Source organism: Paraclostridium sordellii (assembly GCF_000953675.1).
Taxonomy (GTDB): Bacteria; Bacillota; Clostridia; order Peptostreptococcales; family Peptostreptococcaceae; genus Paraclostridium; species Paraclostridium sordellii.
Map to the genome: position 1 here is coordinate 333,658 of NZ_LN679998.1, position 16,155 is coordinate 349,812.

15 protein-coding genes are annotated in these 16,155 nt (G+C 26.6%); 14 read left to right on the top strand and 1 reads right to left on the bottom strand.

Annotated elements, in window-relative coordinates; all coding sequences use genetic code 11:
• Positions 1-28 precede the first annotated feature (28 nt).
• The 6 genes from dapB to ATCC9714_RS01680 all read left to right on the top strand — a co-directional run bounded on the left by dapB (position 29) and on the right by ATCC9714_RS01680 (position 6,580).
• Positions 29-778: a 4-hydroxy-tetrahydrodipicolinate reductase gene (gene dapB / locus ATCC9714_RS01655; RefSeq protein ID WP_057545602.1), complete on the top strand. Its 750-nt coding sequence runs from the start codon at positions 29-31 to the stop codon at positions 776-778.
• Positions 779-1,016: 238 nt separating this feature from the next.
• Positions 1,017-1,601, top strand: coding sequence for a helix-turn-helix domain-containing protein (locus tag ATCC9714_RS01660; RefSeq protein WP_021130089.1), 585 nt, complete (start codon positions 1,017-1,019; stop codon positions 1,599-1,601).
• Between the two features lie 140 nt (positions 1,602-1,741).
• Positions 1,742-2,506, top strand: a complete 765-nt coding sequence (locus ATCC9714_RS01665; RefSeq protein WP_057545604.1) for an ABC transporter ATP-binding protein — start codon at positions 1,742-1,744, stop codon at positions 2,504-2,506.
• Positions 2,493-4,412 carry an FtsX-like permease family protein gene (locus ATCC9714_RS01670; RefSeq protein WP_057545605.1) on the top strand — a complete coding sequence of 640 codons (1,920 nt, stop codon included), beginning with the start codon at positions 2,493-2,495 and terminating at the stop codon, positions 4,410-4,412. Before ATCC9714_RS01665 ends, ATCC9714_RS01670 begins: the two co-directional genes overlap by 14 nt.
• Positions 4,413-4,423: 11 nt before the next feature.
• Positions 4,424-4,927 carry a transglycosylase SLT domain-containing protein gene (locus ATCC9714_RS01675; protein ID WP_021126421.1) on the top strand — a complete coding sequence of 168 codons (504 nt, stop codon included), beginning with the start codon at positions 4,424-4,426 and terminating at the stop codon, positions 4,925-4,927.
• Positions 4,928-5,107: 180 nt separating this feature from the next.
• Positions 5,108-6,580: a protein adenylyltransferase SelO gene (locus ATCC9714_RS01680; protein ID WP_057545606.1), complete on the top strand. Its 1,473-nt coding sequence runs from the start codon at positions 5,108-5,110 to the stop codon at positions 6,578-6,580.
• A gap of 148 nt (positions 6,581-6,728) precedes the next feature.
• Here ATCC9714_RS01680 and ATCC9714_RS01685 read toward each other — a convergent pair whose 3' ends face one another.
• Positions 6,729-7,592, bottom strand: a complete 864-nt coding sequence (locus ATCC9714_RS01685; protein WP_057545607.1) for a patatin-like phospholipase family protein — start codon at positions 7,590-7,592, stop codon at positions 6,729-6,731.
• A gap of 142 nt (positions 7,593-7,734) precedes the next feature.
• Between ATCC9714_RS01685 and ATCC9714_RS01690 the strand changes: the two genes are divergently transcribed.
• The 8 genes from ATCC9714_RS01690 (at position 7,735) to ATCC9714_RS01725 (ending at position 15,828) form a co-directional block, all read left to right on the top strand.
• Positions 7,735-8,922: a hypothetical protein gene (locus ATCC9714_RS01690; RefSeq protein ID WP_057545608.1), complete on the top strand. Its 1,188-nt coding sequence runs from the start codon at positions 7,735-7,737 to the stop codon at positions 8,920-8,922.
• Between the two features lie 246 nt (positions 8,923-9,168).
• Positions 9,169-10,095 (top strand): chemotaxis protein, encoded by a 927-nt coding sequence (locus ATCC9714_RS01695; RefSeq protein ID WP_021130082.1) that lies wholly within the window; start codon positions 9,169-9,171, stop codon positions 10,093-10,095.
• 268 nt (positions 10,096-10,363) lie between these two features.
• The gene (locus ATCC9714_RS01700) at positions 10,364-11,026 is read left to right on the top strand and encodes an N-acetylmannosamine-6-phosphate 2-epimerase (protein ID WP_021126413.1); all 663 of its coding nucleotides are present in this window, start codon (positions 10,364-10,366) and stop codon (positions 11,024-11,026) included.
• Positions 11,027-11,069: 43 nt separating this feature from the next.
• Complete coding sequence (locus tag ATCC9714_RS01705) at positions 11,070-11,939, top strand: N-acetylneuraminate lyase (protein WP_057545609.1); 870 nt, start codon at positions 11,070-11,072, stop codon at positions 11,937-11,939.
• An 81-nt stretch (positions 11,940-12,020) separates the two neighbouring features.
• Entirely contained in the window at positions 12,021-13,526 is a 1,506-nt protein-coding gene (locus ATCC9714_RS01710; protein ID WP_057545610.1) for a sodium:solute symporter family protein, read from the top strand.
• Positions 13,527-13,538: 12 nt separating this feature from the next.
• Positions 13,539-13,991, top strand: a complete 453-nt coding sequence (locus ATCC9714_RS01715) for a YhcH/YjgK/YiaL family protein (RefSeq protein WP_021126408.1) — start codon at positions 13,539-13,541, stop codon at positions 13,989-13,991.
• Between the two features lie 78 nt (positions 13,992-14,069).
• Positions 14,070-14,957, top strand: a complete 888-nt coding sequence (locus ATCC9714_RS01720) for an ROK family protein (protein WP_054629661.1) — start codon at positions 14,070-14,072, stop codon at positions 14,955-14,957.
• 19 nt (positions 14,958-14,976) lie between these two features.
• Positions 14,977-15,828, top strand: a complete 852-nt coding sequence (locus ATCC9714_RS01725) for a MurR/RpiR family transcriptional regulator (RefSeq protein ID WP_054629662.1) — start codon at positions 14,977-14,979, stop codon at positions 15,826-15,828.
• Positions 15,829-16,155 lie beyond the last annotated feature (327 nt).

A 16,155-nucleotide genomic window follows, 5' to 3' on the forward strand; every position in this document is an offset into this window, starting at 1 on the left:
GAAATTTATAACATAAGGGGATGAATACATGATAAAGGTAATTTTAAGTGGCTTGGGAAATACAGGTATAGAAATTTTAAAATGCATAAAAGAAACTGAAGGGGTAGATTTGTCATGTGTAGTATCAGAATTTGATTTAAAGGATGAGTCTTTCAAAGTTTATAAAAAATTTAAATATATAAAAGAAAAAGCAGATGTTATAATAGATTTTTCAAAACCATCTAGAATAGATGAAATATTAGACTATGCTATAAATAATGAGGTTCCTATAGTAATAGGAACAACAGGATATACAGAAGAACAAAATAAAAAAATTTTAAAAGCTTCTAAATTAATCCCAGTTTTTAAATCTTCAAATACATCAATTGGTATAACTGTTATGCTTAGATTAATAAATATAGCAACTAAATTATTAGATGAATTTGATATAGAGATTATAGAAAAACACCATAATAGAAAAACTGATTGTCCATGTGGAACTGCTTATATGACGGCGGATGTTATAAAAGAATTAAGGTATGAACTGGAAAATATCTATGGTAGAAAAGGTAGAGATTGTTCTAGACAAAAAAATGAACTTGGAATTCATACTATAAGAGGTGGAACTATAATAGGAGAAAATGATGTTATTTTTTCAGGAGAAGATGAAGTTTTAGAAATAAAACATAGGGCAAGTTCTAATATTATTTTTGCTAAAGGAGCTGTAATGGCTTGTAAGTATTTAATTGATAAACAACCAGGATACTATGACATGAATGATGTTTTAACAATAGAATAGTAAAATAACAACTTATAAAAAACAAATATTATAGATTGTATAAGATGCTAAAAATGAATAAAAGCATGTCTAACTAATGATATAAAAAAATTAAAGTTATAATATAAAAATAAAGAGGTATACTCAATATATTGAGTATACTTTTTTATTGTAAATATATTAAAAATATAATACTCTACGGTTCGTTTATTGTATGAAATATAAAATTAGTTTAAATTAATATAAAGAGGTGATGCCAATGGATTGTAAAAAGATTGGTAACTTGATATACCAACTGAGAAAAGAAAAAAATATGACACAAAAACAAATTGCTGATGAAATGAATATAAGCGATAAAGCAATAAGCAAATGGGAGAGAGGTCAAGGCTGTCCTGATGTATCATTACTTCCGGAGTTAGCTTATATATTAGGTACAAGTGTTGATGAAATTTTATCAGGTGAAATAAATTTAAACGAATCAGTAGGAGGAAATATGAACAAATTAAAATTTTATGTATGTCCACAGTGCAATAACTTAATGACAGCTACAGGAGATGCAACTATATCTTGCTGTGGAAAGAAGATAGAACCATTAAATGCTAAAAAATCAGAAGATGAACATACTCTTAACGTAGAACCAGTAGAAGATGAGCTATTTATAACTTCTAAACATGATATGAAAAAAGAACATTATATATCATTTTTAGCTTATGTAAGAGGAGATAGAGTGATTATCGTGAAACAATATCCAGAGTGGAATTTAGAATTTAGATTAAGAAAAAGAGGTCATGGAAGACTATATTTCTACTGTACAAATGATGGATTATTCTATCAAACTATATAAAATATCCCTATTTTAATAGGGATATTTTTTTATTATTTCCTAGATTACAAATTTGTAAGTCTATTGATATGTAAATCGATATTAAAAAATTAAAAGTCCATATATACTAAATAACTGTAAAGAACAAGGAGGTAGTAAATATGGCAAAAATACTTGAAGTTAAAAATTTAAAAAAATCATATGGGGATCAAAAAAATACTCAAACAATATTAAATGGAATAGATTTAGAAATAAACAAAGGAGAATTCGTTGGAGTAATGGGTCCATCCGGAGCTGGTAAAAGTACACTTTTAAACATAGTTTCTACTATAGATACACCCTCAAGTGGGGAAATTAAAATTGAGGGTAAAAATACAACTAATTTAGATAATAAACAAATTGCTAAATTTAGAAGAACAAGCTTAGGTTTTATATTCCAAGATTTTAATTTATTAGATACTTTATCTGTAAAAGATAATATTGCACTTCCGCTAGCTCTTGCTCGTGCAAATATGAATGAAATCAATACAAAGGTAAATTCGATAGCTACGACATTAGGGATACAAGATCTACTTAATAAATATCCGTATGAAATATCAGGAGGGCAAAAGCAAAGAACTGCTTGTGCTAGGGCTATAATAACAAATCCATCGCTAATATTAGCAGATGAACCAACAGGAGCACTTGATTCAAAATCATCTACAGATCTTTTAAATGCTATGACTAGGTTAAATGAGGAACAAGATGCAACTATAATGATGGTTACACATGATGCATTTGCAGCTAGTTATTGCAAAAGAGTTCTATTTATAAAAGATGGAATAATATTTAAAGAAATTATGAGAAAAGGATCTAGAAAAGAATTTTTAAACAAAATACTAGATGCTTTATCTTTGATAGGTGGTGGAGATAATGGTCTTATTTAATATAGCTAAAAAGAATATAGAGAAAAATTTAAAAGGATACTTCTTATACTTTTTTTCAATAGTATTTACGGTAGGTATATATTATGCATTTAAAAACTTACAATATAACCCAAGTATAGATAGTGCATTATCAGCTAGTAGCAAAGCATCTACTGCATTTAATTCAGCATCATTTATAATTGCTTTATTTTCAGTATTATTTATATGGTACTCAAATAGTTTCTTCATAAAGAAGAGGAAAAAAGAAATCGGATTATATGCACTTTTAGGAATTGAAAATAAAGAAATAGGGCTATTATTATTCTTTGAAACATTAATAATAGGAACTGCTGCACTAGTTATAGGTATAATATCTGGAATCATATTTTCAAAGCTTATGCTAATGATACTTCTGAAGCTTATTGGTTTAAATTTAACTATAGCATTTACTATATCATTCAAAGGAATATTTGATACATTTATACTTTTTATGATTATATTTTTGGTTATTGCTTGCCAGAGTAATAGGATTATATATAAATTTAAGCTTATAGAATTATTTAAGGCTTCAAGTGTATCCGAAAAAGTAAGTAAAGGTTCTAAATTAAAAGCAACAATGTCTATAATTCTGATAGGATTTGGATATATAAATTATCTTTTTGTTTTAAAAGGTATGGATTTAATTATTGCATCTATGGTTACATTAGTAACTGTAGTTATAGGTACATTTTTATTCTTTGGATCATTTATGTACTTTTTTATAAAGAAAAAGAAGAATAAAGAGAGAATTTATTATAAAGGTTTAAATATGATAGCTATATCTCAATTATTATATAGAATAAAAAGTAATGCAAGAATGCTATCTATAATATCAATATTGAGTGCTACAACTTTAACGGCAATAGGTGTATCTATTTCAACATATTTTATGAGCTCTCAAAGTGTAGATAAATCTGCTCCATTTTCATACACTTTAAAAATGGATAATAAAAATTATATAAGAGAATTTGAAGAAAAACTAGGTAAATCTACAAATCATAAATTAATTGATAAAGCTGAATTTACCTATATAACAAAAGAATCTAGTGATAAAAATGATTTTGGATACTTTGATGAGTATGAGGTTATATCAATATCTAATTTAAATAAGTTATTAAATTTAAAAGGTAAAAACACAGTAGAAAAAATAGGTGATAATGAGTTTATTCATATATATCCTAAAGAAAATGATTTTTATCATATAGAATCAGTAGCTATAAAAAATAATGACAATATTATGAACTTGAAACTTAAATATGATTTGGATGAAAAATTATATAACTCAATGGAACCTCAAAATACTATAGTTGTATCAGATGGAATGTTTAAAGAGTTAGAATCAAACAATAAATTAAATAATTACTATATATACAATATTTCTAATCAAAAAGATGGAGAAAAATTTAATAGAATAGTTTCTGATTTAACTGAAAAATATGCAGTTGGAGATTATAAAAAATCAGTAGATAGCTTAGTAGATTCTTACTATATTACATTTAAAGATGCATTTACAACAGCAGGGATAATGGTATTTATAGGAGTTTTCGTAGGATTAGTATTTTTAGTGTGTACTGGTAGTGTTATATTCTTTAAATTACTATCAGAAGCACATGACGAAGCACCTAGATATAATATATTGGAAAAAGTAGGAGTAGATAACGGTGATATAAAGTTAACTGTGTATAAGCAAGTTGGAGTGAATTTCTTTGTGCCTTTACTAGTGGGAAGTATTCATAGTATTATTGCAAATTATGTTGTTTGTAATATGTTAGGTCAAAATATTGCAATGGTAATGGGATGGACGCTTATACCATATTCAATAATTTATATAATTTACTATATAATTACATCAAAATTTTATTTTGATATAGTTACTAAAAATAATTAGAGGAGAAAAATATGAAAAAAATAATATATATTACTATAGGAATTATTATATTACTGGTTGGTGGTGCATTTTTTACTGCTAGAACATTAATATATCCTGTTAAATATACATTAGATATAAAAAGTATTGCAAAGGAATATAATTTAGATCCGTATTTATTAGCATCACTTGGACATTTTGAATCTAGATTTGATGATAAAAAGTATGAAAAGAACTCAAACAATGGAATTTTTAGACTTAGTGATCAATCTGCTATTAAATTAGCAAAGGAATTAAATATTAATAATTTTAAGCCTGAAAATCTTGTTGATGAAAAAACTAGTTTAAAGTTAGGTGCATATTATATATCTAAGTATAATAATAAAGATCTAGATAAGACAATACAGGAATGGAATGTAAAAAATGGTGAGGATGATAAATTTGATAGAAGAGAATATGCTCATAAATATTATCTTCCTAAAATAGAGCAAAATATGAAGATATTTAAAATATTATATCCAGAATTAAACATGTAAATAGATTAAAAATAGCCATATCAATATTGATATGGCTATTTTAATTTATTAGAAAATTTAAATAGATTTTTATTTATTTAAAATTTATGGATAGAGTAATTGTAAATAGAATTTAAGGGTATATTAACTACATAAAATAAAAATTAAAAAAATTCAAATAAATATTATATAGGAGATAAAATGAATACAAGAGAAAATATTAAAAGAATGGGATGGAATCTAGATAATAGCTATGAGCTATTGCCAAGCATATTTTATAGCAAAATAAATTTAAATCCAGTTACTTCGCCTAAACTAGTTATTTTAAATGAACCTTTAGCAAATTCCTTAGGGTTAAATATAGATGAGCTTAAAAGCTACGAAGGAATTCAAATACTTTCAGGAAATGAAGCTATAGACAAGGGTTCATATATTGCTCAAGCTTATGCAGGACATCAATTTGGGCATTTTACAATGTTAGGAGATGGAAGAGCTTTATTAATTGGAGAACAAATAACTCCATCAGGAGAAAGATATGATATTCAACTTAAAGGGTCTGGAAAAACACCGTATTCTAGAGGTGGAGATGGAAGAGCTGTACTTGGACCTATGATTAGAGAATATATAATAAGTGAAGCCATGTATGGATTGAAAATACCGACAACAAGAAGTCTTGCAGTTGTAAAAACGGAAGAAGATATTTTTAGACATAAGATTCAAAAAGGAGCAGTCTTAACTCGTATAGCATCAAGCCATATTAGATTTGGAACATTCCAATATGCATCTCAGTTTGGAGGAGAAAAAGCATTAAAAGAGCTTGCTGAGTATACAATAAAAAGACATTATCCAAATATAGAAGATGATGAAAATAAATATTTAAATTTACTTAATGAAGTGATTAAATACCATGCATATCTTGTTGCTAAATGGCAATCTGTTGGGTTTATACATGGAGTTATGAATACAGATAACATGACTATTAGTGGTGAAACTATTGATTATGGGCCTTGTGCTTTTATGGATGAGTATAATGAAAATACAGTGTTTAGCTCAATTGATACTCAAGGTAGATACTCATATAAAAATCAACCAATTATGGCAGAATGGAATTTATGTAGATTTGCTGAAACACTATTACCTTTAATAAATGAGAATCAAGATGAAGCTATAAAAATAGCTCAAGATGCTATATCCAATTTTACTGAATTATACTATTTAAATTGGATGTCTAATATGAGAGCAAAACTTGGCTTGTTTAATGAGGAAGCACAAGATAAAGCTATAATAGAAGATTTACTTAACATGATGGAAAAATATAAGGAAGACTTTACAAATACTTTTAGAAATTTAACCCTTAATGAATTTGATGATAAAGAAATGTATAAAAGTGAAGAATTTAAAAATTGGTATAAGTTATGGAAAGAAAGACTTAATAGACAAAATCAATCAAGTGATTTAATACATGAATTAATGAAATCATCTAATCCAGCTGTAATTCCAAGAAATCATAGAGTTGAAGAAGCAATAGATGCAGCTGATAGAGGTGATTTTGATAAAATGAAAAAGCTTATTGAAGTTTTATCAAAACCATATGAATACTCAAAAGAACAAGAGGAGTATTCTAAGTTACCAAAGCCGTCAAGTTGTCCTTATAGAACTTACTGTGGAACTTAAAGTTTTACTGTTTAAAAAATTTGAGAAAAAATATTAACAAATAAAATTAATATTTATAATCTAAAGTCATGAAGAACTTTTAAGTTTAGAATTGATTTAAATAAAAAAGAGGGTATAGTGAAATAATATGCCCTCTTTTTTAGTATACCTAAATTTGGGAATGTGAAGGGTTTATAAAATTTAATATATCACTGTATAATTCTTTTGCGTCGTTGTAACCTTCATTGTATAAAGCCGTAAGCTTATCAATATTTTTCTCAACCTGACTAACTTTAACTGGATTTTTAGGTCTTATAACAAGAACATCTCCTTTAGCCTCAAGAGTGCTTACTAATTCAAGACTTTTATTGTAGTTTATATGTCTATTTTCAATGGCTTTTACAAGTTTAGGATATTTTTTATATTTTCTTTTTACTATAGATGTAAATTTTTGTTTACTTTTTTTATAAGTCTTATCTCTAGTTAGAACTACTATATTTTTTTTATAGCCTTGATTCAATGCATACTCTATTGGAATTGAATCAGCAACTCCACCATCTACTAATTTATAGCCATCAATTTCAACTATATTTGCAAACATTGGAATGGAACAAGATGCCTGCATATATGTTATTTCTTTTTTCAAATCTGTCAATTCAAAATACTCAGGATTTCCTGTTTCGCAGTTTGTAGTAACCACTACAAACTTAGAGTTAGATTTATTAAAGGCTTCATGATCATATATATTTAGTTTATTGGGTATAGTGTCAAACATAAACTCCATACCAAATATAGACCCTGTTTTAATTAAGTTTCTAAGACTTATATAGTTTTTATCATTTATATAGTCAATAGTAGCATGAAAGGCTCTTTTATATTGTTTTGATAAATAAGATGAAGCGTGACAACTTCCAGCAGAAACACCAATTGCTATATCTACTTCTATATCTTTTTCTATAAAGAAATCCAACACACCAGCAGTATATATGCCTCTCATACCGCCACCTTCTAATATTAATCCTATTTTATTCATATCTATCCTTTCTTTCGTTAATTTTTATATATTAATAGTTATAGTTTTATAACTATTATATTTCAAAGATTTAATGATGTCTAGAGATTAACATCTGTACCGTATAAATACTATGAATATATATAATATGAGGAGTAGAAAAATGATAAATAATATAAATAAAAACTCATATAACGTAAATACTTACACAGAAATTCCTATAAAAACAAATGATGAGTCAGATACAAAACAAAATGGTATTTTAGAGATAAATAATAAAGATTTTTTATTAAAACTTAAAGAAGAATTAGAAAATGCACAATTAATAGCTATAAAAATAATTATAGAAGAACCTATAACAAAAAATGAAGAAAAATTCATAGATAAAAAATATCCAGATATAAAACAATTTGCAAAAGAAACAAAGGAGGAGTTTAAACTTTTAAAGCAGCAAGTTAAAGATTGTAAAACTCCAGAAGAGAGAAAAGAAGTAATATCAAAAGTTATAAACAGTATTAAAACTATGATAAAGAAAGGTTTATTAACAGAAGTTCAAGGGAAAATAAAACTTGAGGCTATTAAAGATGTTGAAAATTTCGCTCAAAAGGTTAATTTAGAAGATGAAAAGGCAGAAGTGATAGGTGTAAAGAAATTAAAAGGAGAAAGAATTACACCAAAAGAAGAAAAATTTATAAGTGAAAAATATCCAAAACTAAAAAAATTTATAAATGAATCTAAAAAAGAACTAACTCAAATAAAAGAACAATTAAAAGTTTGTAAAAATGATGATGAAAGAAAACAAGTAATAAAAAATATAATAAAAGATATAGAAGTAAGTGATAAAAAAGGTACCCTTACAAAACCGGAAGTAAAAGTAAAGTTGGCTCTAATAAAAGAGTTAGAAAAATTTTCAAAGCAAGTTAATATGGAAGATAAAAAAATAGAAGCTACGATTGTTAAAGTAATAAAGGGAGAAAAGCTTACTCCTAAAGAACAAATTATAATAAATGAAAAGTATACAGATATAAAAGATTTAATAGAACCCTTATCAAAAGAATATAAATCTTTGAAGGAAGAATTAAAAAATTGTACTAATAAGAAACAAAAACAAGAAGTGATATCAAAAGTAATTAAAAATTTAGAAGAAATGAATCAAAAAAATTTACTTTCTCCAATAGCGTTAAATTTTAATATGATATTAATGGATATGATAAAAAAAGAAAATGAGAAAAATAATAAATTGATCATTTTAAATCCATATGTATATATAAATCCAAGTTCTATAGTGGATAACTTAACTGGAATTTTAATGGTTATAGTTATAATATTTATAATTTTTTATTGGATTTAAAATGACTTAAAGGTAGATATTAACTTATATTTAGAAAATAATAAAATTTAATTTTAATTTAATTCACAGGATGGAGTCAAAAAACTGAAAAAGTTTTCATTACATATCCACAAAATCCATGAAATTAATTAACATATACACATATAAGTAAATTGAAAGAACTCTCTAGATTTAAAAAAAAGTTCCGTATATACAAAGTAATTATATTTTGATAGTTACTATAATTGTAACAACGGGAGGTTAATTATGGGATTTTCAGAAAGTACAAGTAAAACAAAAATACTTTTGGAATCGGGAACTAACGAACTTGAAATTATGGAATTTACCATCGCAGGTGAATTATTCGGAATAAATGTAGCAAAAGTAAGAGAAATCATGATAGCTCAAGAAGTAAAGAAAATGCCTAATTCACATGAAGTAGTAGAAGGTGTGTTTAAGCCAAGAAATGACATTATTACAGTTATTGATTTAGGAAAATATTTAAATCTTCCTAAGTCTCAAAACACTAGTAATGATATTTTTATAGTTACACATTTTAATAAATTAAACTTCGCATTCCATGTTGAAACGGTAGTTGGAATTGCTAGAGTATCTTGGGAATCAATTAAAAAGCCGGATAAAGTTATATATGGCGGAGATGAAGGAGTAGCAACAGGTATAGCAGAATATAAAGATAGACTTATAACTATACTAGACTTTGAAAAAATTGTTGCAGAAATAAGTCCTGAGTCAAGTATACAATTTGAAGAAATAGAAAGACTAGGTAATCGTAAAGAGTATGATAAAACTATTTTAATAGTTGAAGACTCTATGTTACTTTCTAAGATGATTGTAGAATGTTTACATAAAGCTGGTTATAAAAATACAATTAAGGTTGATAATGGTCAGGAAGCATGGGATTATTTAGAAGAAGTTAAAATTTGTGGAGATCCAGTTAAAGCTCATGTTTCTTGTATAGTTTCAGATATTGAGATGCCTTTAATGGATGGTCATAGATTAACAAAACTTGTTAAAGATGATAGTGTCTTAAAAGATATACCACTTATATTATTCTCTTCATTAATAAGTGAAGAAATGCGTATAAAAGGTAAGTCAATAGGAGCTGATGAACAAATAACTAAACCAGAAATAGCTAATCTTGTTAGTATCATAGATAGGTTAACTGCAAATTAAAATAAAAAAGAACTACTTATTAATAAGTAGTTCTTTTTGTTTTAATTTAAAATTTGAGATATAAAATAATTATAAAATTGAATTGAAATGAAAAAATATTTCTTAAAAATGAAATTAAATTTCAAAACAAGATGTTCTAAATCGAAAAACAAGAATTTTGACTAAAAAGTTAAAAAAAATATGAAAATATATTGCAAGGAAAAAGTTTGCATGGTATTATAAAAACATAAAAAGAAAATAAATTTCAAAAAATGGGGAGAGAGTATAAATGTTAGATATTATTAAAAATAAGCTGATAGTATCATGCCAAGCTTTAGAAAATGAACCGCTACATAGTTCATTCGTAATGGGAAAAATGGCTATTGCGGCTAAAGAAGGTGGGGCTGTAGCAATTAGAGCTCAAGGAGTTGAAGATATAAAAGAAATTAAAAGAGTAACCTCACTTCCTATTATAGGACTCATAAAGCGAAATTACGAAGATTCAGATATATATATAACTCCTACAAAGAAAGAAATAGATGAGCTTTTAACTACAGGTTGTGAAATGATAGCATTAGATGCAACAAGTAGAAAAAGACCTAATAATGAAAGTTTAAAAGAGCTTATAGATTATATAAAATCAAAAAACATTTTAGTAATGGCAGATATATCAAGTTATGAAGAAGGTATACAAGCACAAGAATTAGGAGTAGATTGTGTATCGACAACACTAGCAGGATATACTCCTTATACAGAATGTTTAGAAGGACCAAATTTTGATTTAATGAAAAATCTTGTAAGAGATTTAGAAATACCTGTTATAGCAGAAGGAAAAATAAATACACCTCAAGATTTAAAAGATGCTTATAAAACGGGTATACATTCAGCAGTAGTAGGATCAGCTATTACAAGACCACAACTTATTACGGCAAAATTTGCAAAGGCAATATAACATAAATAAAAAAACTATTATATTGATATTGGAGGAAAGTAGAATGAAAGGAATATATTCAGCGTTATTAGTATCATTTGATAAGGATGGAAACATAAACGAAAAGGGATTAAGACAAATAGTAAGACACAACATAGACAATTGTAAAGTAGATGGTCTTTATGTAGGAGGATCTACTGGAGAAAACTTCATGTTATCTACTGAAGAGAAAAAAAGAATTTTCGAAATAGCTAAAGACGAAGCTAAAAACGATGTTAAATTAATAGCTCAAGTTGGATCTGTTAATCTTAAAGAAGCTGTAGAACTTGCTAAGTTTACAACTGATTTAGGATACGATGCAATAAGTGCTGTTACTCCATTCTATTACAAATTTGATTTCCAAGAAATAAAGCACTACTATGAAACAATAATAAATTCTGTAGATAATAAATTAATAATATACTCAATACCATTCTTAACTGGAGTTAATATGAGTTTAGATCAATTTGGTGAGTTATTTGAGAATGAAAAGATAATAGGTGTTAAATTTACAGCAGCAGATTTCTACCTATTAGAAAGAATGAGAAAAAGATTCCCAGATAAATTAATATATGCAGGATTTGATGAAATGATGTTACCAGCTACTGTTCTTGGAGTAGATGGAGCTATAGGATCTACTTTTAACGTAAATGGTGTAAGAGCTAGACAAATATTTGAATTAGCTAAAGAAGGAAAAATAAAAGAAGCATTAGAAATACAACATGTTACTAATGATTTAATAACAGATATATTAAATAACGGACTATATCAAACAATAAAAGCAATACTTGAAGAGCAAGGGGTAGAAGCAGGTTATTGTAGACAACCTATGAAAGAAGCTACAGAAGAAATGATAGCAAAAGCGAAAGAGATGAATAAAAAGTACTTCCAATAAAAAATTAAGGGATTATAAGGTTACTTATAATCCCTATAAGTAAGAAATACAATTGAAAATTTAAAAGGAGGATACAAGGCTATGGGTGGTTTTACAGTTGTAGATTTTGTAATACTAGTAGTGTATTTATTAGCAGTGCTACTAGCAGGACTTCATTTTTCAAAGAGAGAGATGAAAGGAAAAGAGTTCTTTAAAGGTGATGGAACTATTCCTTGGTGGGTTACTTCTGTTTCAATCTTTGCGACACTTCTAAGTCCAATTTCATTTTTATCATTAGCAGGAAACTCATATGGTGGAACTTGGATTCTTTGGTTTGCACAATTAGGAATATTTATAGCAATACCTTTAACAATAAAATTCTTTTTACCATTATATAGTAGATTAGATTTAGATACAGCATATCAATATCTAGAAATAAGATACAATAGTAAAGGTCTTAGAGTTTTAGGAGCTTTAATGTTTATAGTATATCAAATAGGTCGTATGTCTATTATAATGTACTTGCCATCAGTTGTATTAGCTGAACTTACTGGAATATCAGTAAACATACTTATAATAGCAATGGGTGTAATAGCAATTATTTATTCATATACAGGTGGTTTAAAATCTGTTTTATGGACAGACTTTATTCAAGGTATGGTTCTTATAGTAGGGGTAACAGGAACATTAATCTACTTAATAGCAAACATAAACGGTGGAGTTGGAACTGTTATGGAAACTTTAACATCAGGGCAAAAATTCTTAGCTCAAAAAGAAGTTATTTTTGATCCGAATATATTAAAGACAAGTGCATTTATAATATTTGTAGGTGCAGGACTTAATACATTTTCATCTTATGTATCAAGTCAAGACGTAGTTCAAAGATTTACAACTACTACTGATTTAAAACAATTAAAGAAGATGACTTATGGAAACGGAGTACTATCAATAGTAGTTGCTACAATATTCTATTTAATAGGAACTTGTCTATTTGTATTTTACAGCCAAAATCCAGAACTAGCTCAAACAGTTAAACAAGACCAAATATTTGCTTCATACATAGCATATCAATTACCAGTAGGAATAACAGGTATATTATTAGCAGCTATATATGCAGCAAGTCAATCAACTTTATCTACTGGTCTTAACTCAGTAGCAACAAGCTGGACATTAGATATACAAACTCTTATAAATAAAGATATGAGTCTTGAAAGACAAACTAAAATAGCACAATATATCTCTCTTGGGGTAGGTATACTTTCAATAGGAGTGTCAATTGTATTAGCAAATGGAGAAATTAAATCAGCATATGAATGGTTTAATAGTTTCATGGGACTAGTTTTAGGAGTATTAGCTGGCATATTTGTACTTGGTGCATTTTGTAAGAAAGCTACTAAACTAGGTGCATATATAGGGTTTGCAGTATCAGCTATATTAGTTATATACTTAAAGTATAATGTTCCAGATGTTAGTTCTTGGGCATATTCTTTAATAACTATAACAACTTCTGTTGTAGTTGGGCAAATATCAAGTTTAATACAATTAAAACTTACTAATAAAGTTAATAAGGTTGATAGTGAATCTACAATATATTATGAATCTAACTAGGAGGCAGTTAATATGATATTTGGAAATATAGCACATGAGAAAACGTATTCTAACATAGAAAAGGATTTATTAACTTGTTTTGAATACGCAAAGAATAATTCATTAGTTGATTTAGAAAAAGGAAGCTATGCAATAGATGGAGAAGATATTTTCGTTAATATAGTAGAATATGAAACTGTTGAAAAAGAAGAAAGATTTTGGGAAGCACATAAAAAGTATATAGATATACACTATATGCTTGAAGGTAGTGAAAGAATAGATATTGGATTTATAGAAAATTTGATTCAAAAAGAATATAAAGAAAAAGATGATTTCTTACCTCTAGAAGGAGAAGCTAATGGATATGTTACTTTAGAAAAAGGAGATTTTCTAATTTGTTATCCAGAAGATGCTCATATGACAGCTATAAAAGTTAATGAAAAAAGTAAGGTAAAGAAAGCTATTTTCAAAGTTATTTTAAGATAGTTTTAAAAGGGAGAGTAGTTTACTACTCTCCCTAAATTATTTTATATAATATAATTACATTAGTTAGGAGAATATAATATGAAAAAATTTATTTGTATAGATATAGGTGGGACTTCTATAAAGTATGGGGTTTTAAATGAAGATGGAAGTATAATAACTAAAGATTGCATGGATACAAAAGCATTAGAAGAAGGTGGAATAGGAATTTTAGAAAAAATTAAATATATAGTAAAAAAATATATTAATGATTATAGTATAGAAGGTATTTGTATATCTACAGCTGGAATGGTAGACCCAAATGAAGGTAAAATAATATATTCATTAGAGGAATTAATACCTGGGTATACAGGTATGGAAATAAAGAAGGAAGTTGAAGAAGAATTTAAAATAAGATGTGAGGTTGAAAATGATGTGAACTGTGCTGGATTAGGAGAAATTTGGTTAGGAGCTGGTAAAGGCAGTAGTTCAGCAGTTTGTATGACTATAGGAACAGGTATAGGTGGTTGTGTAATTATAAATAATAGATTAATATCTGGATTTAGTAATAGTGCAGGTGAGATAGGTTATATGAATGTAGATGGTAAAAGATTTCAAGATTTAGCATCTACAACTAGTCTAGTAAAAAGGGTAGCTAAAGCGAAGGGGATATCTGAAAAAGATTTAAATGGAAAAATAATATTTGAAATGGCTAAAAATAAAGATGAGGATTGTTTAAAAGAAATTGATTATATGATAAAATCATTAGCAATTGGAATCGCAAATTTATGCTATGTAACAAATCCTGAAGTTATTATTTTAGGAGGAGGCATAATGGCTCAAGGGGAGTTTATAAAAAAGAGGTTAAAGGATGCTTTAAGTCAAGAACTTATAAAAAATATTTATGATAATACAAGAATAGAATTTGCTAAAAAACAAAACGATGCAGGTATGATAGGAGCATTGTACAATTTTTTAAATAAAATATAAATGAACCGAGGTTTTACTCATGGGAATTATAGAAAATTTAGAATCACCAAATTTTAAAGTTACAAAATCGGATAAAATACTCATAGAGTATATTAAAAATAATATAGATGATGTTTTTTACAAGCCAATATCTCAAATTGCTAAAGAAAGTAATATAGGAGAAGCAACAATAACTAGATTTTCAAAAAAAATGGGATTTAATGGATTACAGGATTTTAAAGTTACTTTGGCTCAAGAAATTTCTAGTTTAAGTAAAAACAAGAATATAATAAATAGCAATATAGAAAATAATGAACCAGTTGTAGATACAGCTAAAAAATTATTAATATCCAACATAAATACACTAGAAAGTACAGTGGATATAATTAATGGGCAAGATATTCATAAAAGTTCACAATTAATAATCAATGCAAATAGAATTTATTTTGTTGGTATAGGATACTCAGGAATTATCGCACAAGACTCTAATTATAAATTTATGAGAATTGGATTAAATTGTGTAAGTTTTGATAGCAGTCACACTATGATCATGATGGCATCCATAATGGAAAAAGGGGATTTATTAATAGCTATATCTCACTCAGGAGAAACTGATGAAATTATAAAGACAGTTAAACTTGCAAAAGAAAATGAAGTAGATGTTATTTCTATTACTAAGAAAAAGGAATCTAGTTTAAAAGATATATCAGATATACATCTTGAATATATATCTGAAGAAACGCTTCTAGAAACCGGCTCCATATCTTCAAAATTAGCTCAGATATTTTTAATAGATCTTATTTATACTCAGGTGGTAAAAGAAATATCTAGTGAAGCAATAGATCGAAAAATAAAAACTACAGATGCTATAAAAACTTTAAAAAATATATAAATAAAGAGCTCATATTAAATATGAGCTCTTTATTTATTACAATAAGGATATTTAATAGTTCTTTCCTTAAAAAACTTTTTATAAGATAAATTTAATTATGAGAATTTTTTCTATTTGATAAATAATAAATTAACAAAAATATATGCGGACTTAAAATTTAAAACAATAAAAATTATATTATTTCTAAATATTAAAATTACATGTTAAATCTTAAATATTACTATAAAATTTATGTTATAAAACAGTGAACTTAATATTATGAAAAGTTTATTTTTATAAATTAGTAAATTATTTTAAAATAACAATGATTAAAGAAAATTAAAAAAA

Bases quoted from the DNA above. Each gene is read 5' to 3' on its own strand.
- dapB (WP_057545602.1), top strand. From the start codon at position 29: ATGATAAAGGTAATTTTAAGTGGCTTGGGAAATACAGGTATAGAAATT.
- ATCC9714_RS01660 (WP_021130089.1), top strand. From the start codon at position 1,017: ATGGATTGTAAAAAGATTGGTAACTTGATATACCAACTGAGAAAAGAA.
- ATCC9714_RS01665 (WP_057545604.1), top strand. From the start codon at position 1,742: ATGGCAAAAATACTTGAAGTTAAAAATTTAAAAAAATCATATGGGGAT.
- ATCC9714_RS01670 (WP_057545605.1), top strand. From the start codon at position 2,493: ATGGTCTTATTTAATATAGCTAAAAAGAATATAGAGAAAAATTTAAAA.
- ATCC9714_RS01675 (WP_021126421.1), top strand. From the start codon at position 4,424: ATGAAAAAAATAATATATATTACTATAGGAATTATTATATTACTGGTT.
- ATCC9714_RS01680 (WP_057545606.1), top strand. From the start codon at position 5,108: ATGAATACAAGAGAAAATATTAAAAGAATGGGATGGAATCTAGATAAT.
- ATCC9714_RS01685 (WP_057545607.1), bottom strand. From the start codon at position 7,592: ATGAATAAAATAGGATTAATATTAGAAGGTGGCGGTATGAGAGGCATA.
- ATCC9714_RS01690 (WP_057545608.1), top strand. From the start codon at position 7,735: ATGATAAATAATATAAATAAAAACTCATATAACGTAAATACTTACACA.
- ATCC9714_RS01695 (WP_021130082.1), top strand. From the start codon at position 9,169: ATGGGATTTTCAGAAAGTACAAGTAAAACAAAAATACTTTTGGAATCG.
- ATCC9714_RS01700 (WP_021126413.1), top strand. From the start codon at position 10,364: ATGTTAGATATTATTAAAAATAAGCTGATAGTATCATGCCAAGCTTTA.
- ATCC9714_RS01705 (WP_057545609.1), top strand. From the start codon at position 11,070: ATGAAAGGAATATATTCAGCGTTATTAGTATCATTTGATAAGGATGGA.
- ATCC9714_RS01710 (WP_057545610.1), top strand. From the start codon at position 12,021: ATGGGTGGTTTTACAGTTGTAGATTTTGTAATACTAGTAGTGTATTTA.
- ATCC9714_RS01715 (WP_021126408.1), top strand. From the start codon at position 13,539: ATGATATTTGGAAATATAGCACATGAGAAAACGTATTCTAACATAGAA.
- ATCC9714_RS01720 (WP_054629661.1), top strand. From the start codon at position 14,070: ATGAAAAAATTTATTTGTATAGATATAGGTGGGACTTCTATAAAGTAT.
- ATCC9714_RS01725 (WP_054629662.1), top strand. From the start codon at position 14,977: ATGGGAATTATAGAAAATTTAGAATCACCAAATTTTAAAGTTACAAAA.